This is a genomic window from Burkholderia sp. YHN3-13, assembly GCF_055810675.1.
This window is the reverse complement of sequence record NZ_JBVVNQ010000004.1, coordinates 426,172-451,190: the sequence shown is the minus strand read 5'-3', so window position 1 is coordinate 451,190 and position 25,019 is coordinate 426,172. Positions and strand designations below refer to the sequence as shown.

Below are 25,019 nucleotides of genomic sequence, written 5' to 3'. Positions count from 1 at the left end.
CCCGCCTTCGTTCGATCGACCGGACCGTGCGGTAGTATGGCGACTCGATGGAACCCCGATGGATCTGAACGAGTGGCCATGCCCGAATTTTCCTCGTCTCCCGGCGCCGGCCAGGGCGCGCAAGCGCTCGTCCTCATCGCCGAGGACGAGCCCGAGATCGCCGAGATCCTGACCGCCTACTTCGCGCGCAACGGTCTGCGCACCGTGCACGCCGCCGACGGCCGCCGCGCGCTCGAACTCCACCTGTCGCTGAAGCCGGACCTCGTGCTGCTCGACGTGCAGATGCCGCACGTCGACGGCTGGAAGGTGCTCGCCGAGATCCGCCATCGCGGCGACACGCCGGTCATCATGCTGACCGCGCTCGACCAGGACATCGACAAGCTGACCGGGCTGCGCATCGGCGCCGACGACTACGTGGTCAAGCCGTTCAACCCGGCCGAAGTCGTCGCGCGCGCGCAGGCCGTGCTGCGCCGGTCGATGGCCGGCTCGCGCCAGGAAGAACAGCGCGTGCTGCGCGCCGCGCCGTTCGAGATCGACCTCGAACATCACGAAGCGACGGTCGAGGTCGGCGGCACACGCCACACGCTCGTGCTGACGCTCACCGAATTCAAGCTGCTCGCGCAACTCGCGCGCGCGCCGCGCCGCGTGTTCAGCCGCGCCGAGCTGATGGCCACCTGCCTGCCGGAAGGCGATGCGCTGGAACGTACGGTCGACAGCCACGTCAGCAAGCTGCGCAAGAAACTGGACGACCTCGGCGTACAAGGCGTGCCCGCCAGCGTGCGCGGCGTCGGCTACAAACTGTGGAGCGGCGAGTGAAACTCGATGGCCTGAGCCGCCAGATCGCGCTGACGATGGGCGCGATCGCGTTCGGCATCACGGTGCTGATCGTCGTGACGGCCTACGCGTTCTACTACCTGCTGTACCAGTACTCGCCCGAGTACTTCAAGCCGCAGAGCTGGCTCCCGAGCGGACCGGAGTGGGTGTGGATCGTCTCGACCACGCTGGTCGGCCTGCTGATCTCGGTCGTCGTCGCGATCAACCTGTCGCGCCGCATCCTCGTGCCGCTGAACTCGGTGACGGACGGCATCCGCCGCGTCGCGCGCGGCGATCTCGGCGCGCGCGCCGTCGCCGGCGACCGTTCGCTGCGCGAAGCCGCGCTGCTCGCCGACAACTTCAACGCGCTCGCGAGCGAGCTGCAGCGCGTGACCGAGGAGCAGACCTTCTGGAATGCGGCGATCGCGCACGAGCTGCGCACGCCCGTAACCGTGCTGCGCGGCCGGCTGCAGGGGCTCGCCGAAGGCGTGTTCACGCCGAACGAAGCGCTGTACCGCAGCCTGCTCGCGCAGGTCGAGGGGTTGACGCGGCTGATCGAGGATCTGCGCGTGGTCAGCCTCGCCGACAGCGGCCACCTGAGCATCGAGATCCGCGACACCGACCTCGCCGCCGACGTGCGCGCCGTGGTCGACGTGTTCGCGCCCACGCTGCAGGCCGCCGGCCAGCATCCGAAGCTCGAGCTCGATACGCGGCGCATGTGCTGCGACCCGGTCCGCATCCGCCAGGCGTTGCTGGCGCTGCTGGAGAACGCGCGCCGCCATGCGGTGCCCGGCGCGATCCGGATCCGGACGCGCGTCGAGCACGGCATGTGCCGGCTGAGCGTCGAGGACGACGGCCCCGGCATCCCGGCCGATTTCGCGCCCCATGTGTTCCAGGCATTCCGCCGGATCGACGATACGCAACCCGGCGGCACCGGCCTCGGGCTCGCCGTCGTCGCGGCGATCGCGCATGCGCACCGCGGCGAGGCCATCTGCGTGCCGACCGGCGCGGGCGGCACGCGCTTCGAGCTGCAGTGGCCCGACAACCTCGTGCCGGCATCCGACCGCGAGCGCTTCCCGGCGTAACGCGGCGCCGTTACGCGCTCATGCGCACCGCTCGCGTCCAACCTGTTCGAGCGGCGGGCCGAAGCCGAGCACCGTGTACTCCGTCACGGACACCGTTCCTCTCCCGCCGGCGCCCTGCACGACCACCGCGCGCACGGCGCCGGCGCGATCGAATTTCAGCTGCGTGCCGACCGTGGCGTGACGCAGCGCCTCCAGTTCCTCGATCCGGGCGATCGCGAGCTTGCGCACCGCGCCGGACACGTACACCGGCAGGAACACCAGCGCGATGAAGATCGACACGGCTTCCTTCGACACGCTGTCCAGCACCGGCCGGCCCGACATCACGAGCGACAGCGACGTCGCGGCGACGCAGATCGCCAGCACGGTCGCACCGACGCCGAGCGACGCGAGCCGCTCGGCCGCCTTCTTCATGCGCGCCTTCACGAGCGCACGCGCGGTCGCGGACGTCACGAGCCATTCGCGCTGCGCGCCGTGGTAACCGGCGAAGCCGAGGAACAGCGTCGCGGCCGCGCTGACGGCGATGCTCGTGTACAGCGCGTCGACCATCATGCAGACGAATTCGAGCGCGAACACGATGACGAGCGGGACCAGCAGCAGACGGAACGAATAACCGTCGCGGCCGTGCCCGCGAATCCACCACCTCACCGGCGCAAGCTGCCAGAAGCGGCTTTCCGGGCGGAGCGAGAGTGCTTCGTTGTCGGTCAAGTTCCCCCCTGTCGGATGCTGCGCCGTGTCGGCGCGGGCCGTGGACCGGCACGGCCGCAACCGCATTCTCCCAGATGCGCGGCACGGCGAGAAAGGAACCACCGCCTGCCGCCCGGCTCCGGCCCGACTCCGGCATGCGCCTCGCCCGACCACCACATTTTGTGCATCGCACGACCGACCCTGAGCAAAAAGTATCGGTTTCCAAACTCTTTTGATGTGGTGATCGCATCGCCCGCGTCACACCATTGTTCCTGCCGTCATCGACGGCATTCGAACAAGCAGAATCAAGGAGACACGGGTGAACAAGATGCGAATCGTCGCAGCCGGCCTGCTGCTCGGCGCCTGTCTGCCGGGCGTCGCGGCCGCGCAAGCCTGCAAGGTGCCGACCCTTCGGGTGCTCGCGCAGAAGAGCCTCGGCCTGTCGGTGATGGAGAAGTCGCTGGCCGACTACGAGAAGAAGAGCGGCACCAGGGTCGAGATCAGCTATTTCGGCGAGAACGACCGTCGCGCGAAATCGCGGCTCGACGCGTCGACCGGCGCGGGTTCCTACCAGATCTACTACGTCGACGAAGCAAACGTCGCCGAATTCGCGTCGGCCAACTGGATCGTGCCGCTCCTCAAGTACTACCCGAAGGAATACGACTACGACGATTTCCTGCCCGGCCGCCGCGCGGTCGCGAGCTACAACGGCGTCGCGTACTTCGCGCCGCTGATCGGCGGCGGCGACTTCCTGTTCTACCGCCGCGACCTGCTCGACGCCGCGCACATCCCGGTGCCGAAGACGCTCGACCAGCTCGTCGCCGCGATCAAGAAGCTCAACGCGCCGCCGAAGCTGTACGGCTGGGTCGCGCGCGGCCAGCGCGGCTCGGGGATGAACGTGTGGCGCTGGTCGCCGTTCATGCTCGGGATGGGCGGCGCATGGACCGACAAGGGCGGCCAGCCCGCGTTCAACTCGCCGGCCGCCGTGAAGGCCACGCAGCTCTACAGCGACCTGTTCAAGTACGCGCCGCCGGGCGCCGCGACCTACGACTGGAGCAACGCGCTCGAAGCGTTCCGCTCGGGCAAGGTCGCGTTCATGATCGAATCGACGCCGTTCGCCGACTGGATGGAGGATGCGAGCAAGTCGAGCGTGGCCGGCAAGGTCGGCTACACGCGCCCGCCCGCGCCGCTGCCGTCGGCCGCGTACGGCCACGGCTTCGCGATCTCGGCGGTCGGCGCGAAGGACGACTGCACGCGGATGGCCGCCGGCCGCTTCATCGCGTGGGCGACCAGCAAGGACCAGGAACAGGCGCGGCTGCGCAACGGCGTGTTCAGCGACTACAACCGCTCGAGCACGATCGGCAGCCCGTACTTCAAGCAGCACGTCGCGCCGCAGATCCAGGCCGGACTGAACGACACCAACCCCGTCACGCAGGTGACGATCTGGCGCACGCCGCAGTGGCCGGACATCGGCGACAACCTCGGCATCGCGCTCGAACAGGTGTTCACCGGCACGCAGACGGATATCCGCGGCACGCTCGACGACGCGGCCCAGTACGCGAAGGATGCGCTCGACCATGGCGCTCGCAAATGACGGCGCGGGCGGGCGCGCGCTCGACGTCCGCCCTGCCCCTTACCCTCCTGCGGCCCGGCACGGCCGCGCGCGCCGCGACCGCACGAGCCTGCCGTGGGTATTCCTCGCGCCGACGCTCGCGCTGCTCGCGGTCCTGAGCCTCGTCCCGACCGTCGCCGCGATCAACCTCGCGCTGCGCAACCGCGTGCTGCGCTACCCGGACAGCGAATACGTCGGTCTGCGCAATTTCGTCCGGCTCGCGTCGGACCGCCGCTTCCTGAACGCGATCGAGGTGTCGGTGCTGTGGGAAGTCGTCACGGTCGCCGGCGCGGTGCTGGTCGGAATCGCGCTCGCCGTGTTCCTGTTCGAGCGCGTGCACGGCCGCTGGCGCCGTCTTGCGTCGCTGGTGCTAATCATGCCGGTGCTGCTGCCGCGCGTGTCGGCCGCGTTCATCTGGAAGTTCATGTACGCGCCGCTCACCGGCATCCTGAGCTGGCTGCTCGGCACGCTCGGCATCGAGAACACCGCGTTCCTCGCCGATCCGCATCTCGCGCTGTACGCGGTCGCGCTCGTCGACGTATGGCAATGGGGGCTGTTCTTCGCGGTCGTGATCCTGAAGCTGCTGGAGACGCTGCCGCCCGAGCCGCTCGAAGCCGCGCGGCTCGACTACGCGACGACGTGGCAGGTGCATGCGTACATCGCGCTGCCGATGCTGAAGGCGCCGCTCGTGAGCCTCGTGTTCATCAAGATGGTCGAGTCGCTGCGTTCGTTCGACCTGATCTACGTGATGACCAAGGGCGGCCCCGGCATCGCGACCGAGACGCTCGATCTCTACGCGTACCAGCAGGGCATCGGCCTCGCCGGCAAGGTGTCGTATGCGTCGGGCATGGCCGTGCTGATGATGGTCGCGACCACGCTCGTCTTCACGCTCATCTGGAAGAGGGTCAACAAATGGGACGACTGATGGCTCGCCGCGGCCCCGCCGCCGTTTCCACCGTCGCGATCGCCGGCGCGATCCTGCTCGTCGCCGCGTTTCCGCTGTTCTGGGCCGTGCTCAATTCGCTCAAGCACCTGCTCGACATCGTCACGCCGACGCCGCGCTTCATCTTCACGCCGACGCTCGCGAACTACGAGCAGGTGCTGTCGAGCCCGGAAGTGTTGATCGGGCTCGGCAACAGCATCGCGATCGTCGGCGCGGCCGTGCTGATCGGCGCGGTGCTCGGCGTGCCGGCCGCGTATGCAATCGCGCGCTACCCGGTACGCGGCAAGCGCGACATCCAGTTCTTCCTGCTGTCGCTGCGCTTTTTGCCGCCGGTCGCGGTCGCGCTGCCGCTGATCGCGATCTGGGTCGATCTCGGGCTGTACGACACGATGCTGTCGATGATCGTCACGTACCTGCTGGTCACGCTGTCGACCATCACGTGGCTGTCGATCCCGGTGTTCCGCCGGCTGCCGCGCGAGATCGAGGAAGCCGCCGCGCTCGACGGCTACGGCCCGTACGCGGTGTTCTGGCATATCGCGCTGCCGGTGTGCGCGAGCACGCTGCTCGGCGGCATCGTGTTCAGCTTCGTGCTGGTCTGGAACGAACTGATGATCGCGCTCGCGCTGACGTCGTCGCGCAGCGCGACGCTGCCGGTGGTCGCGTCCGCGTTCACGTCGCTCGGCCAGGAAGTGCCGTGGGGCGTGATCAATGCGTCGACGGTGCTGCTCGCGCTGCCGCCGCTCGTGTTCGTCGGCATGCTGAGCCGCCTGCTCAATTCGATGGTCAAGGGAAAATAAGGAGGAAACGTTGAAAGCGCTCGTACTCGAACGCACGCGCGAGCTCGCGCTGCGCGACATCGACCTGCCGCAACAGGTCGGCCCCGGCGATGTCCGGATCAAGGTGCATACGGTCGGCGTCTGCGGCAGCGACGTGCATTACTACGTTCACGGCGGCATCGGCCCGTTTCGCGTCGACGCGCCGATGGTGCTCGGCCACGAGGCGTCCGGCACCGTCGTCGAGACCGGCGCCGCCGTCACGCACCTGCGCGTCGGCGACCGCGTGTGCATGGAGCCCGGCGTGCCGCGCCTCGATTCGCCCGCGACGCTGCGCGGGTTCTACAACCTCGATCCCGACGTGCGCTTCTGGGCGACGCCGCCCGTCCACGGCTGCCTGACGCCGTTCGTCGTTCACCCGGCCGCGTTCACGTACCGGCTGCCCGACAACGTGTCGTTTGCCGAAGGCGCGATCGTCGAGCCGCTGTCGATCGGCCTGCAGGCCGCGAAGAAGGCGGCGATGAAGCCGGGCGACCTCGCGGTCGTGATCGGCGCCGGCACGATCGGCGCGATGACGGCGCTCGCCGCGCTCGCGGGCGGCGCCGCGCGCGTGATCCTCGCCGACGTCGTACCCGAGAAGCTCGCGCTGTTCGCCGGCAACCCGGCCGTCACGACCGTCGACGTGCGCACGCGGCCGCTTGCCGACGCGGTAGCGGAAGCCTCCGGCGGCTGGGGCGCGGACGTCGTGTTCGAGGCAAGCGGCAGCGCGAACGCCTATGCGGGCCTCGTCGACCTGATGTGCCCGGGCGGCTGCGCGGTGCTGATCGGCATGCCGGTCGCCCCCGTGCCGCTCGACGTGGTCGCGCTGCAGGCGAAGGAAGGCCGCATCGAATCGGTCTTCCGCTACGCGAACATCTTCCCGCGCGCACTGGCGCTGATCGCGTCCGGCGCGATCGACGTGAAGCCGTTCATCTCGCGCACGTTCCCGTTTTCCGAAGGCGTGCGCGCGTTCGAGGAAGCGGCGAGCGGCCAGCCGCGCGACGTCAAGATTCAGATCGAAATGGATTGAGCCATGGCCCAGATCACCTGCAAGGCTTTGTCGAAGCACTACGACGGCGGCCCCGCCGTGCTGCATCCGCTCGACCTCGAGATCGCCGACGGCGAATTCATCGTATTGCTCGGCCCGTCCGGCTGCGGCAAGTCGACGATGCTGCGGATGATCGCGGGCCTCGAGGCGATCACCGGCGGCGAACTCGTGATCGGCGATGCGGTCGTGAACGACCTGCCGTCGCGCGAGCGCAATGTCGCGATGGTGTTCCAGAACTACGCGCTGTACCCGCACATGACGGTGTACGACAACATCGCGTTCGGCCTGCGGCGCCTGAAGGTGCCGGCCGACGAGATCGACCGCCGCGTGCGCGACGTCGCGCGCATCCTGAGCCTCGACGCGCTGCTCGAGCGCCGCCCGCGCGCGATGTCGGGCGGCCAGCAGCAGCGCGCGGCGATCGCGCGCGCGATGATCAAGACGCCGGCCGTGTTCCTGTTCGACGAGCCGCTGTCGAACCTCGACGCGAAGCTGCGCACGCAGTTGCGCGGCGACATCAAGCGGCTGCACCGGCGGCTGAAGACGACGACGCTGTACGTCACGCACGACCAGCTCGAGGCAATGACGCTCGCGGACCGCGTCGTGCTGATGCGCGGCGGTCGCATCGAGCAGATCGGTACGCCGGCCGAGCTGTACGGCCAGCCGCATACCGTGTTCGCCGCCGGGTTCGTCGGCACGCCCGCGATGAACTTCGCGGACGGCACGATCGGGCGCCACGGCGCGACCGTGGTGCTCGACTGCAACGGCACGCGCTGGCCGCTCGCGTCGTCGCGCTTCGCGCGGCTGCAGGACGGCCAGCAGGTCAAGGCGGCGGTCCGCCCGAATCACCTGCGGCTCGTCGCCGAAAGCGATTCGACCCCCGGCACACACGCGCTGACCGGCACCGTGGAACTCGTCGAGCTGCTCGGCGCCGAGGCGCTCGTCACGCTCGACTGGCACGGCCAGCCGTGCGCGGCCCTCGTGCCGGCCCCGATGGCACCGGCCCCGGGCGCCGTGGTAGCGTTGCGCTTCGACGAAGCAGCCCTGCACCTGTTCGACGCCGGCACCGAGCGCAACGTCACGCTGCCCGACGCGAACCCGATCGCGCACGCGGCCCCGCCGGCGGCCGCGACGCGCGCCACGCCGCCTGCCGCGACGGGCTGGTCGATGTCCCGCTCGTAGCACGCCGGCACGCCCGACGGAGCACATGATGAACCCGGATCTCGAGATCGTTCCCACCCACCGCGACGAATCGTTCCGCGCGTGGGTCCACGACTATCCGCATTCGGTCGCGAAGTGGCACTTTCATCCCGAATACGAGATTCATCTGATCCAGGCGTCGCACGGCAAGGTGTTCGTCGGCGACCATATCGGCGATTTCGGCCCCGGCAACCTGATCGTCACCGGGCCGAACCTGCCGCACAACTGGGTCAGCGAACTCCCCGACGGCGAGCGTGTGCCGTCGCGCGACGTCGTGCTGCAGTTCTCGCGCGATGCGATCGAGAAGATGGTCGGCGCGTTCAGCGAGCTGCAGCCGGTGATCGACCTGATCGACGACGCGGCGCGCGGCGTGCAGTTTCCCGACCGCATCGGCATCGAGGTCGCGCCGCTGATGCTCGAGCTCGCGAACGCGCACGGCTGCCGGCGCGTCGAGATCCTGATGTCGCTGTTCGACCGGCTGTCGTCGTGCCGCGAGCGGCGCGTGCTCGCGGGCCCCGGCTACCGCAGCGACGCGCAGCACTACATGTCGTCGACCATCAACCAGGTGCTGTCGTACCTGCAGCAGAACCTGCCCGGCGTGCTGCGCGAGACCGACGTCGCCGCGTTCGCCGGCATGAGCGTCAGCACCTTCACGCGGTTCTTCCGCCGCCATACCGGCTCGTCGTTCGTGCGCTACCTGAACCGGCTGCGCATCAACGAGGCGTGCGAGCTGCTGATGTTTTCCGACCTGACGGTGACCGACATCTGCTACCGGGTCGGCTTCAACAACCTGTCGAACTTCAACCGTCAGTTTCTCGCGATGAAACAGGTGCCGCCGTCGAAGTTCCGCGCGCTGCATCGCCTCAACGAACCGCACGGCCGCGACGACGACGCGCCGCTCCCGCGACGCGCGCCGCCGCGCGCCCCAGACAGGACGCTTCATACGTGACATTTCTCGGCATCGACCTCGGCACGTCCGAGGTCAAGGTTCTCCTCACCGATTCCCGCTCGGTGCCCCTCGCGACCGGCTCGGCCACGCTGGCGATCAGCCGCCCGCATCCGCACTGGTCCGAACAGAGCCCGCAGGCGTGGTGGCACGCGATGCTCGATGCGATCGCGTCGGTGCGCGCCGCGCATCCGGCCGGCTTCGCCGCGCTGCGCGGCATCGCACTGTCCGGGCAGATGCACGGCGCGACGCTGATCGATCGCGCGGACCAGGTGCTGCGGCCCGCGATCCTGTGGAACGACACGCGCGCCGGCACCGAATGCGTCGAACTCGAGGCGCTGGTGCCGGAGTCGCGCGCGATCACCGGCAACATGGCGATGCCGGGCTTCACCGCGCCGAAACTGCTGTGGCTCGCGAAGTACGAGCCGGCCGTGTTCCGCGCGGTGCACAAGGTGCTGCTGCCGAAGGATTACCTGATCTGGCGCCTGTCCGGCGAATTCGTGTCCGACCTGTCCGATGCGTCGGGCACGCTGTGGCTCGACTGCGCGCGCCGCGACTGGTCCGACCGGATGCTCGCCGCGACCGAGCTGTCGCGCGCGCAGATGCCGCGCCTCGTCGAAGGCAATGCGCCGGCCGCGCAGCTGCGCGATGCGCTGCGGCGCGAATGGGGCATCGCGGGGCCCGTGACGATCGCCGGCGGGGCCGGCGACAACGCGGCGTCGGCGATCGGCATGGGCGTCACGGGCGCCGGCAGCGGCTTCCTGTCGCTCGGCACGTCCGGCGTGCTGTTCGCCGGCAACGACCGCTTCGCCCCGAACCCGGATGCGGCGGTGCACGCGTTCTGCCACTGCATCGAAGGACGCTGGCACCAGATGAGCGTGATCCTGTCGGCCGCCGCGAGCCTCGACTGGCTCGCGCGCGCGCACGGCACGACCGCCGGCGCGCTGGCCGCGCGCGCCGAGCACGCCGATCCGGCGCGTGCGCCGCTGTTCCTGCCGTATCTCGGCGGCGAGCGCACGCCGCACAACGACGCGCATGCGCGCGGCGTGTTCTTCGGGTTGGCCAACGAGCACGACGCGGACGACCTCGCCTATGCGGTGATGGAAGGTGTCGCGTTCGCGATGGCCGACGGCTACGACGCGCTGCGTGCGGCCGGCACGACGCTCGACACGGTGTCGTTCATCGGCGGCGGCTCGAAGAGCGCGTTCTGGGCGCGGCTGTGCGCGAATGCGACCGGGCTCGCGATGCAGCGTCATGCGGACGGTGCCGTCGGCGCGGCACTCGGCGCCGCGCGTCTGGCGCGACTGGCGGCGACGGGCGACCCGCTCGAGGCAGTCTGCGTCGCGCCGCCGGTGACGGAGACGGTCGCGCCCGATTCGGCGTCGGTCGATCGGCTGGCGGGGCGGCTCGCGCGGTATCGGCGGTTGTATCGGGCGTTGCGGGAGGAATTCGCGGCCGCCGACTGAGCGGCCGCGCCATCGCGCTTGACCCGGCCCTTGGGGTCGCCTTTATGCTGGACGCAACCAATCGACCGCAAAGAGGTGACGGATGGGTAGGTCCACGCCCCGTTTGAACGCATCCGCGGCCGCCGCGCAGCTTGGTGTTTCGACCAAGGCGCTGCGGCTGTATGAGCAGCATGGCCTCGTCATGCCGGAGCGCACGCCGGCCGGATACCGCGCGTACGGCCCGGACGACCTCGCCCGCGCCGCCGACATCGCGGCACTGCGCAAGCTCGGCCTCAGCCTCGCGCAGGTGGCGAACGTGCTCGACGGCGATGCGCGCAGCCTCGATGCCGCACTGGCGGCACACGAAGCCGCGCTCGATCGCGGCGTTCAGGATCTGGTGCGCAAGATGGACCGCGTGCGCGCGATCCGCGCCGGCCTCGCGCGCGGCCGGATGCCTGCCGGCGGCGAGCTGACGCGGCTGCTCGACGATTCGGGTACCGGCGTCGCGTTCAGCCTGCCGTGGCCGTGGGGCGGCGAGTGGTTCGAGTGTCGCGATATCCGGCCGCTGAACTACATCATCGGCTCGCTGGGAAGCGGCAAGACGCGGCTCGCGCTTCGGCTGGCCGACGCGCTGCCCGGTGCGGTGTTCGTGGGGCTCGATCGGCTGGAAAACGACTGTGCGGCGGCATGCGCGGCAGTGCGCGCCGATCCAGCGCTGAAGTCGTGCGTCGACCGCGCGCTGACCTCGCTTGCCGACAGGGGCGCCACGCCGTCGGCAGCGCTGACCGCACTGCTCGTCAACCTCGAAGCGGAAGGCCCGCGCACGCTGGTCGTCGACATGATCGAACAGGATCTCGACCGTTCCACGCAACTGGCCTTGATGGCCCATCTGCGTGAACGCGCCGCCGCCGGCAGGCGGCCGCTGTTCCTGCTCACGCGCTCGTCGGCGATCCTCGACCTGGCGGCCGTCGGCCCCGACGAAACCATCCTGTTGTGCCCGGCCAATCACAGCCCGCCTTCACGGGTGGCGCCTTACCCGGGCGCGCCCGGTTACGAGGCGGTGGCGACATGCCTGGCGTCGCCGGCGGTCCGCGAGCGGCTCGCCCGCCGGCCGGAAGCGGCGTGAGCAGGTATCAGGATTCCAGCCGCCCCAGCCTGCGCGCCATCGCCGGGCTCACCGCATGCACGGGATCGAAGCCGAAGAATTCGAGCACGTGCCGCGCGACGTCGTCGCGATCGTTGTCCGCGCAGATCATGTGATAGCTGTTTTCCAGCACGATACCGCGCGCGTCGGGCATCTTCTCCAGCAGGAAATCGGCCGAGCGCAGGCTCGTCAGTTCGTCCTCGCGCGCATGCAGCACGAGTGTCGGGCACGGCGTGCCTGGCGCGGCCTCGCGCACCCAGTCGCGCATCCGGTCGACCTGCCGCACGCACGCGAGCGGCACCCACGCATAGTGGAAACCGTCCTGCCGCTCGAACTTCTTCTTCACGATCGCGCGGATCGTCGCGTTCTTGATGCCGAACGGATCGCCTTCCTCGACGCGCATCCGTTCCGCCACCCCCGGCACGCGATACAGCACGTGCCGCAGCGACCGATACCACGGGGTCGACCAGCCGTCGATGAATACCGGCGCGGCCAGCAACGCGAGCCGGCCGCGCGCATGCTGCACGCGGTGGCACAGCAGCAGCGCGACCAGCGCGCCCATGCACATCCCCGCGACATGCAGCGTGTCGTACTCGCGTTCCAGCGCACGATACTGTTCGGTCACCGCGTCGAGCCACGCCTCCGCGCGCACGCCGACCAGATCCTCGGGGCGCGTGCCGTGCCCCGGCAGCGTGATCATGTGCGGGTCGGCGCCCGCGCGCCGCATCGCCTTGTGCAGCGAACCGAGATCGTATTGCGTGCCGCCGAGCCCATGGATCAGCAGGACGCCCGTACGCCCTGTCATGACGCGTGCCCGCTCATTCGTCCGCCGACCACACGCGCTCGATCTGCCAGACGCCCGCGACCACCGTCACGTCGACGTTCGAATCGAGCAGCGGCGCGCCGTGGTCGGTGATCGTCCGCGTGCCGCCGTCGCGCAGCACGATGCGCAGCGACAGCGACGCGCGGTCCTCGCCCGCGATCTCCGCGTTCCAGTAGTCGCTCAGTGCTTCGCGGTCGCCCGGCTGCACGCGTTCGAGCACGAGCGGCACGCTCGCGATCTGCGACGCGTCGACGCCGACGCCGAACACGCGCTCGACGTCGCCGCTCCAGTCGATCCGGCCCGACTCCGGATCGAGCACGTACGCGATCTGGCCGGCGCTCGCGAGCGCGAGCTCCATGTTGTTCTGCAGCACCGCCGCATGCTCGTGCACGCGTTCGCGGGTCGTCTTCAGCGTGCTGACCGCCAGCACCAGCAGCGATGCAACCGCGAGATAAAGCTGCGCTTCGAGCAGCGCGCTGCCGTAGTGTTCGTGGAACGACGAGAACGGGCCGTCGCCCTGCGCGGTCTGCTCGATCACGATCAGCGCGAGCACCAGCACCGACGACGAGCCCGCGCGGCCGCCGAGCAGCAGCGTGACCGCAACGGCCAGGAACAGCGGGACATAGGTGAGCGCGAAGCCGGCGCCCGTGCCGAATTTCCGCGACGTGTCGCCGTCGAAGATCGCGAGCGCGACGAGCGCGAGCAGCGCGAACGCGACGATGCCGAGCATCAGGTCGAAGCGCTCGTGGTCGCCGGAGCGGTGCGCGCGAAAGCGCGACCACGACGCGAGCACCGGCGTGACCAGCAGCACGCCGACGAAATCGGACGCGGCCCACACCGACCACACGTCGAAGAACGACGCGCCCTTGACCGTCGTGTACCACGCCGCGCCGCCGATCGCGCCGACGACGCCCGCGATCAGCCCGGCGAGGATCACCGAGCGCAGGAAGTACAGCCCTTCGAGCGAGAAGCGCACGCGCTGCACGAGCCAGACGGCCAGCGCGGCCGCGCCGACCTCGTCGACCGTGAACAGCACGGCGTTGACGAGGCTGCCGTGTTCGATCGCGGTCAGCGCGAGCTGGCCGACGAGGAACGCGCCGGCCAGCGTCAGCCAGTCGCGCACCGGGCGCAGCATGAACGCGCCGACCGTCACGCCGGCCGGCAGCCAGATATAGCCCGTCAGCCGGACGGGGCCGTTGAACTCGTGCGAGATGTAGCCGGTCGCGAGATACAGCGCCGCCCAGAGCAGCGCGGCGACGAGCCCCGGCCGCGATCGTTTGGTGTCCATCGAGAATCCCTGTATGCCGCGCCTGCGGCCTGCAGGTGCGCGATGTGCGAATGATATGCGGACGGCGCGGGCCGGGGAATACCGGGGGCCGGCGGCGCCGGCGTGCCCGCAAGCCGGCGGTTGTGACCGGGAAGATATCGGAAAAGTTCGCGGGTGGCCGGATGCTGTCGGGACACGTCCGCGTGTCCCCCTGGCCGAATGGCCAAATTCGCGCATGGCAGGTCGTTCACCCCCATCATGAAAGACATCCGGAAGCACTCGTTTCGGGTATCGTCCACCTTTCCAGCCCGCATTCGACATGACCACATGCAATGGAAACCGTCCCGGCCCGGCCGATCTCGGCCCCTTTGATGCCATGAGCCGATTTCGCGTCACGTACGACGGCCCCGCGCTCGAATCGTCCGAGATGGACGTGCGCGAACTCGCGCCCGCGCTGCTTGCATTCGGCGATTTGCTCGACGCGTCAACGCGTGCACTGTGCGGCGATCAGGTTCGGCCGCAAGTGAATGTGCGCGGCAGCTTCAAGACCGGCAGCTTCGGCATCGACTTCACGCTCGCGACCTCGCTGCTCGGCCGCATGCGCGACATGCTGAGCGGCAACGAAGGCACGGCGCTCGCCAATGCGGTCACGATCCTGGCGGCGCTCGGCATCGCCGCGCCCAAGGCGAGCAAGGGGCTTTTCGCCGTCCTCAAGTGGCAGCGCGGACGCGAGATCCGGCACGTGCGGGTGCAGGACCACGGCGCGGTGCTGCAGGTCGACGGCGACGAACTCGAGATCGACCTGCCCGTCCTCACGCTGTTGCGCGACGTCCGCGTTCGCCACGCAACCGCGCAGGTCCTTGCGCCGCTCGCGCACGAAGGCATCGAGATGTTCGCGGCCGGCACCGATACGCAAGTGTTCGAGACGGTCGCCCGCCACGAAATTGCGTGGTTTCACGCGCCCGAGCCAGCCGATGCGCTCCTGCTCGACGAGCATCGCAAGATGGCGTTCTCGATCGTGTCGCTCGCGTTCAAGGACGACAACAAATGGCGGCTGCACGACGGCACGTCGACGATTCATGCGGCGATCACGGATGCCGGCTTCCTGTCGCGCGTGAACAACAGCCAGATCAGTTTCAGCAAGGGGGACGTGCTCGTCTGCAATGTCCGCATGCAGCAATGGCAAACTTCGGACGGGGCAAAAACCGAATACGAAGTCACGGATGTCCTCGAACATCGTCCGGCCGGCCGGCAGATTCAGTTGCCCGGCCTGTGATCCGCGTCGCCGCTCCAATGCCCAACGCAATCCGTCATCCATCATGAAAACGGCGATCGATCTGCGTCCTGCCTCCGCCGCCGACCTCCCCTTCCTGCTGACGCTCCGTCGACTGACGATGACCGAGCACCTGCAGCGGGTCGGCGCGCCGACCGACGACGCAGCGCACGACCAGCGCATCCGCGCCCACTTCGAAGACGCGATGATCGTCTGCGAAGGTGCCGCCGCGATCGGCCTGCTGAAGGTGACGCGCACCGCCGTCGAGTGGCACGTCCACCAGATCCAGATCCTCCCCGCGCACCAGGGCCGCGGCATCGGCGAGGCCGTGCTGCGCGCCTTGCTGGCCGACGCCGCACGCGAGCACGTGCCGGTCTCGCTGAGCGTGCTGCACGGTAACCCGGCGCGAAGGCTCTACGAACGGCTCGGCTTCCGGCTCGCGTCGGAAACCGCCACGAGCGCGAATCTGATCTGGCGCGCATGACGCGCGCGATATCGCCGCCGCATTACTGCGTGATCTTCGCGTCCTTCAGCAGATCGCCGATCATCTGCGCGCTCGCCTTCTCGACCGCGATCGCCTGCAGCTGCTGCTGAAGTCCCGGCTTCGCGGCCTCGAAACCCGGCACCTGCGTCGGCCGCTTCGCATCCAGCTTCACGATCGCCCGCACACCGTCGACCGGAATCGAATCCTTGGTCGTCGCGCCGACGGCCAGTTTCTCGAGCGCCTGCGCGACCGGCAGCGGCAACCCGCCCGTCTTGCCTTCCGCCGCCGGCGTGTTGAAGCTCACCCAAGGCAGCTCGCCGCCGCTGTCGCGGCTCGGCGCCATGCTGTACTGCCGCGCGAGCCCGTCGAACGACTTGCCCGCTTTCAGTTCGCTCAGCACGGTCGCGGCCGTCACCGGATCCTTGACGACAATCACGCGCGGCTTGTATTCGCTCTTGCCGAGCATCGCGACGAGTGCGTCGTAGCGTGCCTTCACCTGCTCGTCGGTCACCGGCTCGGGCTTCACGTTGTCGCGCAGGTACAGCTGCACCTCGGCCGTCACCTTCGCCTGCTGCACCGCCGCCTTGACCTCGGGCTTGTCGCCGTAGTTCGCCTTTTCGGCGGCCTGTTGCACCAGCACGCGCGTGATCAGCTGGTTCTTGATCGCCTGCCGGACCTGCGGCGAGTCGGGTTGCCCGGACGCGCGCAGCAGCGTATCGACGTCGGCCTGCGTGATCGGCGTGCCGTTGACAGTCGCGACGGTCGCGGCCGTCTGCGCATGAACAGGGCCGCACAGTGCGCCGGCCAGCGCGGCAATCAGCACCAGGCGGTTCGGTGTCGTCTTCATCTTCATCGTTATCGTCGCTTCGAGCGTAAGAAGCGCGGCATGGAGCGCCGCGCCGGTTCATCGTGCACGCACACGCAGCGCCTGCGTGTGCCGCTGTCATTGTGCACGGAACCGCGTTTCCGCGTCGGGAGGTTGGGGAATGCCGCGCCGCGCAACGCGGCCGCACGCCCGGCACATCAAGGCGTCCAGCGGTACACGGTGATGCTGTTCCCCTTCACGTTGTTCTTCATCACCACGTACTCGCCGTTCGATCGACGGTACGCGCGGAGGCTGTACATCGCGTCGATCGCGCTGCTCGTATCGACCGTCGCGGGGCTCGCATTGACCAGCGTGGTGTCGAGATTGCCGGTGGCGAGGTTGAACGCGTCGACGTTCGGCCACAGCGGTCCGCTGCTGCTGAACCAGTAGCCGACGAACAGATGATTGCCGACCGCGTCGATCGATTTGGCGCCGCTGTGCGGCAGCGTGATCACCGGATCGGGCTTCGTCGTGTTGCCCGCGCTCCAGCCGTGGTACACCTCGATGCGCGTGCCGATCGACGTCCAGTCGTTGCTGCCGGGCGCACCCTGCGCGAGCACCATCGTGTCGCTGTCCGCGAGATAGACGATGCGCGTCAGCGGCAGGATGCTGACCGGAATGCGCGTCGCGACACCAGGCCCCCACGACGGCTTGCCGTTCGCGTCGAAGCCGGTCAGCGGGTAATGCGTGATCGCGCCGGTCTTGTCGAGGCCCGCCCACACGCCGCCCTTGCTGTCGATGCTGAAGCCGCTCGTCACGCGCTGCGTCGTGTTGAATGCGGGGCCCGGAATCGAGCCGTCCGGAATCGCGATATAGCCGTTCGCCGCGTTGAAATGGTAGAAGTAGAAGACCGGCGGATTCTGGCCGGCCGCGACGAGAATCCGGTTCGTGCCCACCGACGTGAGCAGACCGAAGTGTTCGTCGCGCTGCGTGTCGCTCATGTTGATGCGCGGGTCCGCCGGGTACGCGAACGGATCGACGGTGTTCGCGACGAACTTGCCGCCCGCGGTGCCGCTGTACACGTGCGTGCCGCCATAGAACAGCGCGCCGTCCGTGACGGGATCCGGCGCGGCGATGCCTTCGAAATTCAACGACTGCAGCGTATAACGCAGGCTCCCGGTGCTGCTGTACGCATGAATGTCGGTCGCGCCGTTGCGGCCGAGATCCCAGCTGCCGCCCCACGGATTGTTGAGCACGTACAGGTTGCCGCCGGTGTCCTTGCCGATCCCGACGATGCGCGTGAAGCGCTGCGCGCCGACCTGCCCCTTGATGCCCGTCGTCGTGTCGAGATAGCCGCCGCGCACGCCGAACGTGCCGGCCAGCGCCGGTCGGCCCGCCACCGTATAGCGCTTGATGTTCTGGTCGGGGCCTTCGTCGCCCGCCAGCAGCTGGCCGGCCGCCGCATCGAAATACAGCGCCGACGGCCGCGACCCGGCCGGCATCCGGATCGTGTTCAGCAACGCGCCCGCCGGGCTGAAGCCGACGATCGAGCCCGCGCTCTTCTGCGCGACCCACACGTTGCCCGCACCGTCCACCGCGAGCGCGCCCGGCGCCGACACGTCGATGTCCCGTTGCCACACGCCGTCGGTGGTGAATACGCGCACGCGATTGCCGTAGAAGTCGCTGGCATAGAGCAGCGAACCGGCCGTCGCGAGCCCGGTGACGACGTCGATGCGCGGCTGGTTGGTCGCCGCGCTGATCTGGATCACGCGGTCGCGATATTTCGTCGCGCGGTTGTAGCGCCCCACCGCGCCGCTGCCGTACGTCTTGCCGGGCTGCAGCGCGACGAAGAGCGACGTCGCGTTGCCGGTGATCGCGCTGCCCTGGAATTCCGAATGCGTGCCGATCGAGCCGATGCTCTTGCCGTTCTGGTAGATCGCCACACCGCCTTCATCCTCGTCCCACATCGACGCGGTATAGATCACGCCTTCGGGCGCGACCCACATCGCGCGCGCGACGTTGCCGACGTGCGCCGCGAGCGTACCGTAGGTGTTCGCCAGCCAGTCGGTGGTATTACCCGCGTGCGCGGCCGGCGCAATCGCGGTGATCGCCGCGGCAACAAGCGCAGCCTGGATTCGTTTGCTGGCGACCATGACGGTTGCTCTCCTGAATGATGCAGACATTCACCTGAGGGACCGGCCGGCCAGATGGCTTGAAATCCGCAATGCGTAAATTCTTCCCGTGAATCATCCGGCGCAATCGGTATTACGTACGGCATGCGTTCGATAATGAGCAGGGCGAGAATAGCGTTATATAAATCGAAAAAAATTGCGGTCCGCTCGTGCTTGCGGCAAGCACGAGTGCGCGACAGTGAATGTTCACTTACGCACCGGCACGGGAATGGGGAGAATCGGGCGTTCGCCTGCGGGAATATCGCCGCTCGTCCAGCGGCGACCGCTTGAAACGGCAAACGCTTTTAGCGGAGAATCGAAAAAGGCCGCCGAATGCGGCGCAAAATCATTGCACAAAACAAATCGCCGGCCAGAATCCGTCGCGAATCCTGGCCGGCGATTGTCATCGACTGCGGATCAGGCAACGCGTCGCCGCGCTGCCATGCATCATGCCGATGTCTCCCGCACTTTTACCTCGGTTACCGTGCCGCCGTCCGAATCATTGTCGTCGCGCGGTTCGCCGAGTTGCCCTTCCCACTTCGCGACCACCGCGGCCGCGATCGAGTTGCCGACCGCGTTGGTGGCCGAGCGCCCCATGTCGAGGAACATGTCGACGCCCATGATCAGCAGCAACCCGGCTTCGGGCAGGTTGAACTGGTTGAGCGTCGCCGCGATCACGACCAGCGACGCGCGCGGCACGCCGGCCATCCCCTTCGACGTCACCATCAGCATCAGCAGCATCGTGATCTGCGTGCCCAGCGGCAGATGAATGCCGTACACCTGGGCGATGAACAGCACCGCGAACGTGCAGTACATCATCGAGCCGTCGAGGTTGAACGAATACCCGATCGGCAGCACGAAGCTCGAGATCTTGCGGTTCACGCCGAAGCGGTCGAGCGCGTCCAGCAGCTTCGGATACGCGGCCTCGGAACTCGCCGTCGCGAACGACAGCAGGAACGGCTCGCGAATCAGCCGGATCAGCGTGAACGCACGCTTGCCGAGGAACGTCACGCCGGCGAGCGTCAGCACGCCCCACAGCAGCGCGAGCGCCAGATAGAAGCTCGCCATGAACTTCGCGAACGTCAGCAGGATGCCGAGCCCTTCGGTCGTGATCGTCGACGCGAGCGCCGCGAACACCGCGACCGGCGCAAACCACATCACCGCGCCCGTCACCTTCAGCATCACCTGCGCGAGATCCTCGATCACGCCAGTCAGGCGCTTGCCCGCGTCGCCGAGCGCGGACAGCGCGGTGCCAAAGAAGATCGAGAACACGACGATCTGCAGGATTTCGTTGTTCGCCATCGCCTCGGCGATCGACTTCGGCACCAGGTGGACCACGAAGTCCTTCAGCGTGAAGGCGCCCGTCTTCAGGTTGAGGGCCGCATCGGAAGGCGGCAGCGGCAGGCTCAGGTGGCTGCCCGGCTGCAGGATCGTCGCGGTCAGCAGGCCGAGCAGCAGCGACGTGAACGACGCGATGAAGAACCAGCCGAACGCCTTGACGCCCACACGGCCTACCGCGCTGCCGTCGCCCATCTGCGCAATGCCGACGGTCAGCGTCGCGAAGACCAGCGGTGCGATGATCATCTTGATCAAGCGCAGGAATACATCAGACAGCAACGACACGTAACCGGCGACTTCCTTCGCCATCTTCGGGTCGGGAAACGCGCTGTGGCATGCATAACCCACGGCGATACCAAGCATCATCGCAATGACGATGTACTTGGTAATGTTGTGCTTCTTCTTCATTAGTAATCCAAATCACAAAACGTATGTTGCTAACGGCTGGCAAATCATTCGCGTCCGGCTGCGAATCGGAACCTGTGTCGCCACGCGGGCGACCAGTCCGCCCTGGCGGTCGCCAGGGCGGACAAGGGGGGGGCATTCTAACGCAAATGGCGCACCGGCTTTCAAATCTGAAAGCGGCGCCGGTTGATCTGTGTCCGGATGTCGCCGGCAAAACAGGTTTTGTCGCGATCCAGCACACCCCTGGCGAGGGCCGGCCGGCGTGGAACAGCCCGGCCGGTCGGCGAGAAATCGGTCGGCGCCGCCGTGGCAAACGGGTTGCGCGCACGCACGCGTCAGCGCCACGCTCCGCGCAGGCGGCCGAGACGGTCAAGCGATCGCGACACATTCTCACAAAGATGCGCAGACCTCGACACTACGATACGTAAACGATATGTAATATTTGGAAATGATTCGCGTTGGCGCCATGCCCGGGCGTCGATCCGCGATCGCGAGCCGCAAACGCGGCACCGTGTTCGAGTCATTGCTCCCGACGGGTTGAGCCATTCATTTCATCAGTAGTCCTTTTAATGGACGATCGAGGAAAAGCGGCATCGTGATGAACATTCTGTACACCAACTTCCACGGCGACTACGGCGGCGGCCAGGATACCTACGTACGCGATCTCGCCGCCGCGATGAGCCGGCATCACCGCGTGACCGTCGCGTCGCCGGCGGGAAGCCGCCTGTCGCGTCTGTTGAAGGACAGCCCCGACGTGGCCATCTTCGACATGGAATTCAAGCCGCGCTGGAACCGGCTGTGCCAGGAAATCGTCCGGCTGCGCCGGCGCATCGTCGACGAGCGCTTCGACGTCCTCCACGTGAACGGGTCCGCCGACCACCGGCAGGTCATGCTCGCGCTGCTCGGGTGCCGCTACCGGCCCGCGGTCGTGCTCACCAAGCACAACACCTATCGGGCCGACAGTTTCGGCAACCTGCTGCGCGCACGGCTCGCCACCGACCACACCATCGCGGTCAGCGACTATGTCGCGAGCATGCTCGCGCTGCGTTCGCCGTATGGAAACGTCACGGTCGTGAAGCACGGCGTGCGCCGCCCGGCCGCCGAACGGCTGGCCGGCGACGAAATCCGCCGCCGCAAGATCGCGCTGTTCGGGCCGTCCGGCGCGGACGCAATCGTGCTGGGCAGCAGCGCCGGCACCGCGCCGGAGAAAGGCTGGATGGACCTGATCGCGGCGCTGGGCCGGCTGCCCGAAAGCGAGCGCGAGCGGTTTCGCGTGCTGCTGGTCGGCGCGGAGCCGTCCGGCGAGCAGCGCGAACAGATCGCGCGGCACAGCATGGCGTCGCGCACCGCGTTCACAGGTCGCCTCGACGACGTACGGGCGCCGTTCGCGATCGTCGACGTGTCGTTCGTGCTGTCGTACCACGAGAGCCTGTCGTACGCGTGCCGCGAAGCGATGTCGCTCGGCTGCCCCGCGATCGTCACACGCGTGGGCGGGCTGCCCGAGAACGTCGAGCCGGGCATCGACGGCTGGGTCGTCCCGCCGCGCGAGCCCGAAGCGATCGAGGCCATCCTGCGCGCGATCGTGCGCGAACCCGGCTGCGTCCGTTCGATGGGGCGCAGCGCGCGGCTGAAAGGCAAGCGCGAGTTCTCGTTCGACACCTTCGTCGACGCGACGCTGTCCGTCTATCAGAAATCGATTCGACACAACCCCTACCGCTGGGTGACATCCATGAGGTCCGCTTGATGGCAATGAATATCTGGAAGAAGTACTGGGATTTGCGGACGCAGGAATGTCCGTGCGACGTGCACTTCGTCGAATGGCTGGAATCCGTGCGTCTCAGGGGCGTGCGCATCTATCACTTCGGCACCGGCGGCCATCACCATGTCGGCATGGAATGCGCGCGGCCGCACCTGAACAACACCGTTTTCGGCGTGACGGCATCGCCGAAGGAATACAAGTCGTACGTCGAGCTCGTCACGCGGCAACCGGAGATCAGCAAGACCTACCTCGCGTATTTCGGCGACATCTATACGAGCAATTCGGGCCTGCTGCCGGCATTCGACGTCGTCACGCTGTTCCATCTGTGCGAATTCCGCGACGAGTCGAACAGCCGTTATGGCGCGAAAACGGACGAAGAAGTGCTCGACCTGTTCGCACGCCATACCGCGCCCAATGGTCACCTGTTGTTCTACAAGGGCTCGTCGGCATACCGCAAGGCCGAGCCGATCATCGCGCAGTGGGCGGCAAACGCCGATTTCGTCGAGATCGGCGACTTCAAGACCCTGCGGATCTTCCGCAAGGCCGCATAACGCCGCGTTTTTCCCGGGCTGCCGATGTTTCTTTCCGCCACGCGCCATCCGATCCTGATGTATCACCAGATACGCCCGTTGCCGCCGCCGGCCGACCGGCTACGCGGCCTGAGCGTCGCACCGGACGCGTTCCGCCGCCAGATGACGCTGTTCAAGCGGCTCGGCTACCGTGGGCTGAGCGTGCGTGAACTGCGGCCGTATCTGCGCGGCGAGCGCAGCGGCAAGGTCTTCGGCATTTCGTTCGACGACGGTTTTCGCAACGTACTGACCCATGCGATGCCGGTGCTCGACGCGCTCGGGTTCACCGCGACCTGCTATTTCGTCGCCGGCCGCTTCGGCGGCCAGAACGACTGGGATGCGGCTGACGACACCGCGCGCTCACCGCTGATGACATGCGAGGACATGCTCATGTGGCGCGACCATGGCCATGAAGTCGGCTCGCATACGCTCGATCACGTCGCGCTGTCGCAGGTGCCCGGGTTCGAGTCGGATCATCAGGTAAGCGAGTCGAAGCGGCGCCTCGAGGCATTGAGCGGCCAGCGCGTCGAATCGTTCTGCTACCCGTACGGCGACCTGGATGCGCGGGTACGCGACCAGGTCGCGGACGCCGGATACGACAATGCGACGACGACCCGGCGCGGATGTGCCGGCGCGGCCGACGATCCGTTCCTGCTGCCGCGGATTCCGGTCGCGGGCGGTGTCGGGGCCGCCCGGCTGTGGCTCAAGTGCGTGAAGGCGCGGGTCATCGCACGCGGGTAGCACGGCGCCGTCGCCGGCACCCGCATCGATACGCGAGCCGCTCACCACGACGGCGATCGGCCCGCCCATCCAACGCGTTCTTCACATGGACGGGCCTGCCGCCGGGTCAAACCGGCGAGCGAAACACACGCGTCGCGGAGGGTGCACGCACATGCTGCTTCAGGTACGCAAGCGCAGCGTCGATCGACAGCACGTGCTGCTCCCCGTTCCTCATCCGCAGCGACACCTCGCCGGCCAGCGCTTCCTTCCGCCCGGCCACCGCGACGATCGGCGCGGCGAGTTCCCGCGCGTCGAAGATCTTGCGCGGCAAGCGCTCGGCACGGAAATCCCGCAGCACCCGGCAACCGATGTCCTCGAACGCGAACGCCGTGTTGTCCGCAAATGCGCGTTCGTCCTGCCCGATGTTCGCGACGACGATCTGGTCGGGGGCCAGCCACGTCGGCAACCATCCCTCGTAATGCTCGAGCAGGATGCCGATGAACCGCTCGAGGCTGCCGAGCACCGCGTGATGCAGCATGACGGGCGTCGCGCGCACGCCGTCTTCCGCGACATAGGTTGCGCCAAGCCGCTCCGGCAACACGAAGTCGAGCTGGATCGTCCCGCACTGCCACTTCCGCCCCTGACGGTCGAGCAGGTGAAACTCGAGTTTGGGGCCGTAGAACGCGCCTTCCCCGGGCAGCATCGCGAAATCCAGGCCGGCCGCTCGGGCGGCGGACGCCAAAATCGCTTCCGCCCGATCCCAGACCGCATCGTCGCCCGCGCGAACCGCCGGCCTCGTCGACAGCGCGACGTCGAACCCGTCGAACCCGAAGTCCGCGTAGATCGTCTTCAGCAGCACGCAGAATCGCGCGACTTCGACCTCGACCTGATCGGGCAGGCACAGCACATGCGCATCGTCCTGCGTGAAGGCGCGGGCGCGCATCAGCCCGTGCAGCGCGCCCGACGGCTCCGCGCGGTGCACCGCGCCGAATTCCGCGTAGCGGACCGGCAGGTCGCGATACGAACGAACGCCCTTCCTGAAGAGCTGCACATGGCACGGGCAGCTCATCGGCTTGAGGCAGTATGGGTGGCTGTCGCTCTCGAGCGAGAACATGTTCTTCCCGAACTTCTCCCAGTGGCCGCTCTGCTCCCACAGGCCGCGCGACACGATCTGCGGTGTCCTGACTTCGGCGAAGCCGGCTTGCCGCATCCTGGCGCGGATGTATTCCTCGACGGTCCGGTAAAGGACCATGCCGCGCGGATGCCAGAAGATGGCGCCCGGACTTTCATCCTGCTGGTGAAACAGATCGAGTCTGCTGCCAAGCACTCGATGATCGAAATCGTCCATCACGTTCTCCGTTGACTGGGGTGCCGGTCGAACGGAGCATGAAAAAAGCCCCGTCCGTTGCCGGCGGGGCTCCTGGGGATGATGTGACGCATGAATCTACGACGTGCAACCTCCCCCCGGCCCGCCGTTGGCGGTCGTGGTGGTGGTCGTGGTGGTCGTGACGAAACGTGCGTTCATGGGGTGAATCTAGTCAACCTCGTGCGGCCTGTCAATCATGCGTTCGAATCGCGATGCGTTACGCGCGCCGCCCGCCGGTTCGGTATCGCGACAGCAAATCCTCACGCGCGTATGTTCGCCGCCTCACGACGACATGGCGGGCGGTAACCCC

23 protein-coding genes are annotated in these 25,019 nt (G+C 67.8%); 15 read left to right on the top strand and 8 right to left on the bottom strand.

The features are described 5' to 3' along the window. Positions 1–78 precede the first annotated feature (78 nt). Together AC0KUR_RS13525 and AC0KUR_RS13520 are read left to right on the top strand one after the other, a co-directional pair. On the top strand, positions 79–816 hold the full coding sequence (locus AC0KUR_RS13525; protein WP_034189707.1) for a response regulator: 738 nt from the start codon (positions 79–81) through the stop codon (positions 814–816). Further along, complete coding sequence (locus AC0KUR_RS13520; protein WP_473376013.1) at positions 813–1,898, top strand: ATP-binding protein; 1,086 nt, start codon at positions 813–815, stop codon at positions 1,896–1,898. The genes AC0KUR_RS13525 and AC0KUR_RS13520 overlap by 4 nt, the downstream gene beginning before the upstream one ends. Before the next feature lie 18 nt (positions 1,899–1,916). Here the strand turns inward: AC0KUR_RS13520 and AC0KUR_RS13515 are convergent, their stop codons facing one another. Further along, on the bottom strand, positions 1,917–2,603 hold the full coding sequence (locus AC0KUR_RS13515; protein ID WP_200086965.1) for a hypothetical protein: 687 nt from the start codon (positions 2,601–2,603) through the stop codon (positions 1,917–1,919). Positions 2,604–2,910: 307 nt separating this feature from the next. On the opposite strand from AC0KUR_RS13515, the gene AC0KUR_RS13510 reads away from it, so the two are divergent. From AC0KUR_RS13510 to AC0KUR_RS13475, 8 genes are all read left to right on the top strand, one after another. Next, positions 2,911–4,176, top strand: a complete 1,266-nt coding sequence (locus AC0KUR_RS13510; RefSeq protein WP_473376050.1) for an ABC transporter substrate-binding protein — start codon at positions 2,911–2,913, stop codon at positions 4,174–4,176. Continuing rightward, positions 4,160–5,119: a carbohydrate ABC transporter permease gene (locus tag AC0KUR_RS13505; RefSeq protein ID WP_473376012.1), complete on the top strand. Its 960-nt coding sequence runs from the start codon at positions 4,160–4,162 to the stop codon at positions 5,117–5,119. Before AC0KUR_RS13510 ends, AC0KUR_RS13505 begins: the two co-directional genes overlap by 17 nt. Continuing rightward, positions 5,107–5,934 carry a carbohydrate ABC transporter permease gene (locus tag AC0KUR_RS13500; RefSeq protein WP_473376011.1) on the top strand — a complete coding sequence of 276 codons (828 nt, stop codon included), beginning with the start codon at positions 5,107–5,109 and terminating at the stop codon, positions 5,932–5,934. Before AC0KUR_RS13505 ends, AC0KUR_RS13500 begins: the two co-directional genes overlap by 13 nt. A 10-nt stretch (positions 5,935–5,944) precedes the next feature. Beyond that, positions 5,945–6,979: an NAD(P)-dependent alcohol dehydrogenase gene (locus AC0KUR_RS13495; protein WP_175027231.1), complete on the top strand. Its 1,035-nt coding sequence runs from the start codon at positions 5,945–5,947 to the stop codon at positions 6,977–6,979. A gap of 3 nt (positions 6,980–6,982) precedes the next feature. Continuing rightward, entirely contained in the window at positions 6,983–8,176 is a 1,194-nt protein-coding gene (locus AC0KUR_RS13490; protein ID WP_473376010.1) for an ABC transporter ATP-binding protein, read from the top strand. 28 nt (positions 8,177–8,204) lie between these two features. Beyond that, a complete protein-coding gene (locus AC0KUR_RS13485; RefSeq protein WP_049030664.1) occupies positions 8,205–9,143 on the top strand; it encodes an AraC family transcriptional regulator in 939 nt (312 codons plus the stop codon). Continuing rightward, positions 9,140–10,606: a xylulokinase gene (xylB, locus tag AC0KUR_RS13480; RefSeq protein ID WP_473376009.1), complete on the top strand. Its 1,467-nt coding sequence runs from the start codon at positions 9,140–9,142 to the stop codon at positions 10,604–10,606. Before AC0KUR_RS13485 ends, xylB begins: the two co-directional genes overlap by 4 nt. 82 nt (positions 10,607–10,688) lie before the next feature. Beyond that, entirely contained in the window at positions 10,689–11,711 is a 1,023-nt protein-coding gene (locus AC0KUR_RS13475; RefSeq protein WP_226227091.1) for a MerR family transcriptional regulator, read from the top strand. A 7-nt stretch (positions 11,712–11,718) separates the two neighbouring features. Here the strand turns inward: AC0KUR_RS13475 and AC0KUR_RS13470 are convergent, their stop codons facing one another. Together AC0KUR_RS13470 and AC0KUR_RS13465 are read right to left on the bottom strand one after the other, a co-directional pair. Then, on the bottom strand, positions 11,719–12,534 hold the full coding sequence (locus tag AC0KUR_RS13470) for an alpha/beta hydrolase (protein WP_034189715.1): 816 nt from the start codon (positions 12,532–12,534) through the stop codon (positions 11,719–11,721). Between the two features lie 13 nt (positions 12,535–12,547). Continuing rightward, positions 12,548–13,840, bottom strand: coding sequence for an MASE1 domain-containing protein (locus AC0KUR_RS13465; protein ID WP_473376008.1), 1,293 nt, complete (start codon positions 13,838–13,840; stop codon positions 12,548–12,550). A 298-nt stretch (positions 13,841–14,138) separates the two neighbouring features. Between AC0KUR_RS13465 and AC0KUR_RS13460 the strand changes: the two genes are divergently transcribed. Together AC0KUR_RS13460 and AC0KUR_RS13455 are read left to right on the top strand one after the other, a co-directional pair. Then, positions 14,139–15,095: an LAPAL motif-containing putative phage structural protein gene (locus tag AC0KUR_RS13460; protein WP_473376007.1), complete on the top strand. Its 957-nt coding sequence runs from the start codon at positions 14,139–14,141 to the stop codon at positions 15,093–15,095. A 43-nt stretch (positions 15,096–15,138) separates the two neighbouring features. Continuing rightward, complete coding sequence (locus tag AC0KUR_RS13455; protein ID WP_059556374.1) at positions 15,139–15,576, top strand: GNAT family N-acetyltransferase; 438 nt, start codon at positions 15,139–15,141, stop codon at positions 15,574–15,576. A gap of 22 nt (positions 15,577–15,598) precedes the next feature. Here AC0KUR_RS13455 and AC0KUR_RS13450 read toward each other — a convergent pair whose 3' ends face one another. The 4 genes from AC0KUR_RS13450 to AC0KUR_RS13435 all read right to left on the bottom strand — a co-directional run bounded on the left by AC0KUR_RS13450 (position 15,599) and on the right by AC0KUR_RS13435 (position 20,627). Continuing rightward, positions 15,599–16,429: a peptidylprolyl isomerase gene (locus tag AC0KUR_RS13450; RefSeq protein ID WP_473376006.1), complete on the bottom strand. Its 831-nt coding sequence runs from the start codon at positions 16,427–16,429 to the stop codon at positions 15,599–15,601. A gap of 170 nt (positions 16,430–16,599) precedes the next feature. Beyond that, a complete protein-coding gene (locus tag AC0KUR_RS13445) occupies positions 16,600–18,534 on the bottom strand; it encodes an SMP-30/gluconolactonase/LRE family protein (protein WP_473376005.1) in 1,935 nt (644 codons plus the stop codon). 465 nt (positions 18,535–18,999) lie between these two features. After that, the gene (locus AC0KUR_RS13440; RefSeq protein WP_034189721.1) at positions 19,000–20,298 is read right to left on the bottom strand and encodes a dicarboxylate/amino acid:cation symporter; all 1,299 of its coding nucleotides are present in this window, start codon (positions 20,296–20,298) and stop codon (positions 19,000–19,002) included. A 161-nt stretch (positions 20,299–20,459) separates the two neighbouring features. Further along, entirely contained in the window at positions 20,460–20,627 is a 168-nt protein-coding gene (locus AC0KUR_RS13435) for a hypothetical protein (RefSeq protein ID WP_154233782.1), read from the bottom strand. Positions 20,628–20,893: 266 nt separating this feature from the next. Between AC0KUR_RS13435 and AC0KUR_RS13430 the strand changes: the two genes are divergently transcribed. The 3 genes from AC0KUR_RS13430 to AC0KUR_RS13420 are packed head-to-tail and all read left to right on the top strand — an operon-like array spanning position 20,894 to position 23,364. Further along, positions 20,894–22,039, top strand: coding sequence for a glycosyltransferase (locus tag AC0KUR_RS13430; protein WP_473376049.1), 1,146 nt, complete (start codon positions 20,894–20,896; stop codon positions 22,037–22,039). 5 nt (positions 22,040–22,044) lie between these two features. Beyond that, the gene (locus tag AC0KUR_RS13425; protein ID WP_049031011.1) at positions 22,045–22,605 is read left to right on the top strand and encodes a hypothetical protein; all 561 of its coding nucleotides are present in this window, start codon (positions 22,045–22,047) and stop codon (positions 22,603–22,605) included. 24 nt (positions 22,606–22,629) lie between these two features. Further along, positions 22,630–23,364: a polysaccharide deacetylase family protein gene (locus AC0KUR_RS13420; RefSeq protein WP_059556377.1), complete on the top strand. Its 735-nt coding sequence runs from the start codon at positions 22,630–22,632 to the stop codon at positions 23,362–23,364. A 106-nt stretch (positions 23,365–23,470) separates the two neighbouring features. On the opposite strand, the gene thrS is transcribed toward AC0KUR_RS13420, so the two are convergent. Then, positions 23,471–24,691, bottom strand: coding sequence for a threonine--tRNA ligase (gene thrS, locus AC0KUR_RS13415; RefSeq protein WP_124609191.1), 1,221 nt, complete (start codon positions 24,689–24,691; stop codon positions 23,471–23,473). Positions 24,692–25,019 lie beyond the last annotated feature (328 nt).

What these genes read in the sequence shown, in the direction of transcription:
- AC0KUR_RS13525 (WP_034189707.1), top strand. Translation starts at nt 79, where the DNA reads ATGCCCGAATTTTCCTCGTCTCCCGGCGCCGGCCAGGGCGCGCAAGCG.
- AC0KUR_RS13510 (WP_473376050.1), top strand. Translation starts at nt 2,911, where the DNA reads ATGCGAATCGTCGCAGCCGGCCTGCTGCTCGGCGCCTGTCTGCCGGGC.
- AC0KUR_RS13505 (WP_473376012.1), top strand. Translation starts at nt 4,160, where the DNA reads ATGGCGCTCGCAAATGACGGCGCGGGCGGGCGCGCGCTCGACGTCCGC.
- AC0KUR_RS13500 (WP_473376011.1), top strand. Translation starts at nt 5,107, where the DNA reads ATGGGACGACTGATGGCTCGCCGCGGCCCCGCCGCCGTTTCCACCGTC.
- AC0KUR_RS13490 (WP_473376010.1), top strand. Translation starts at nt 6,983, where the DNA reads ATGGCCCAGATCACCTGCAAGGCTTTGTCGAAGCACTACGACGGCGGC.
- AC0KUR_RS13485 (WP_049030664.1), top strand. Translation starts at nt 8,205, where the DNA reads ATGAACCCGGATCTCGAGATCGTTCCCACCCACCGCGACGAATCGTTC.
- AC0KUR_RS13475 (WP_226227091.1), top strand. Translation starts at nt 10,689, where the DNA reads ATGGGTAGGTCCACGCCCCGTTTGAACGCATCCGCGGCCGCCGCGCAG.
- AC0KUR_RS13470 (WP_034189715.1), bottom strand. Translation starts at nt 12,534, where the DNA reads ATGACAGGGCGTACGGGCGTCCTGCTGATCCATGGGCTCGGCGGCACG.
- AC0KUR_RS13465 (WP_473376008.1), bottom strand. Translation starts at nt 13,840, where the DNA reads ATGGACACCAAACGATCGCGGCCGGGGCTCGTCGCCGCGCTGCTCTGG.
- AC0KUR_RS13460 (WP_473376007.1), top strand. Translation starts at nt 14,139, where the DNA reads ATGACCACATGCAATGGAAACCGTCCCGGCCCGGCCGATCTCGGCCCC.
- AC0KUR_RS13455 (WP_059556374.1), top strand. Translation starts at nt 15,139, where the DNA reads ATGAAAACGGCGATCGATCTGCGTCCTGCCTCCGCCGCCGACCTCCCC.
- AC0KUR_RS13450 (WP_473376006.1), bottom strand. Translation starts at nt 16,429, where the DNA reads ATGAAGATGAAGACGACACCGAACCGCCTGGTGCTGATTGCCGCGCTG.
- AC0KUR_RS13445 (WP_473376005.1), bottom strand. Translation starts at nt 18,534, where the DNA reads ATGGTCGCCAGCAAACGAATCCAGGCTGCGCTTGTTGCCGCGGCGATC.
- AC0KUR_RS13440 (WP_034189721.1), bottom strand. Translation starts at nt 20,298, where the DNA reads ATGAAGAAGAAGCACAACATTACCAAGTACATCGTCATTGCGATGATG.
- AC0KUR_RS13430 (WP_473376049.1), top strand. Translation starts at nt 20,894, where the DNA reads ATGAACATTCTGTACACCAACTTCCACGGCGACTACGGCGGCGGCCAG.
- AC0KUR_RS13425 (WP_049031011.1), top strand. Translation starts at nt 22,045, where the DNA reads ATGAATATCTGGAAGAAGTACTGGGATTTGCGGACGCAGGAATGTCCG.
- AC0KUR_RS13420 (WP_059556377.1), top strand. Translation starts at nt 22,630, where the DNA reads ATGTTTCTTTCCGCCACGCGCCATCCGATCCTGATGTATCACCAGATA.
- thrS (WP_124609191.1), bottom strand. Translation starts at nt 24,691, where the DNA reads ATGGACGATTTCGATCATCGAGTGCTTGGCAGCAGACTCGATCTGTTT.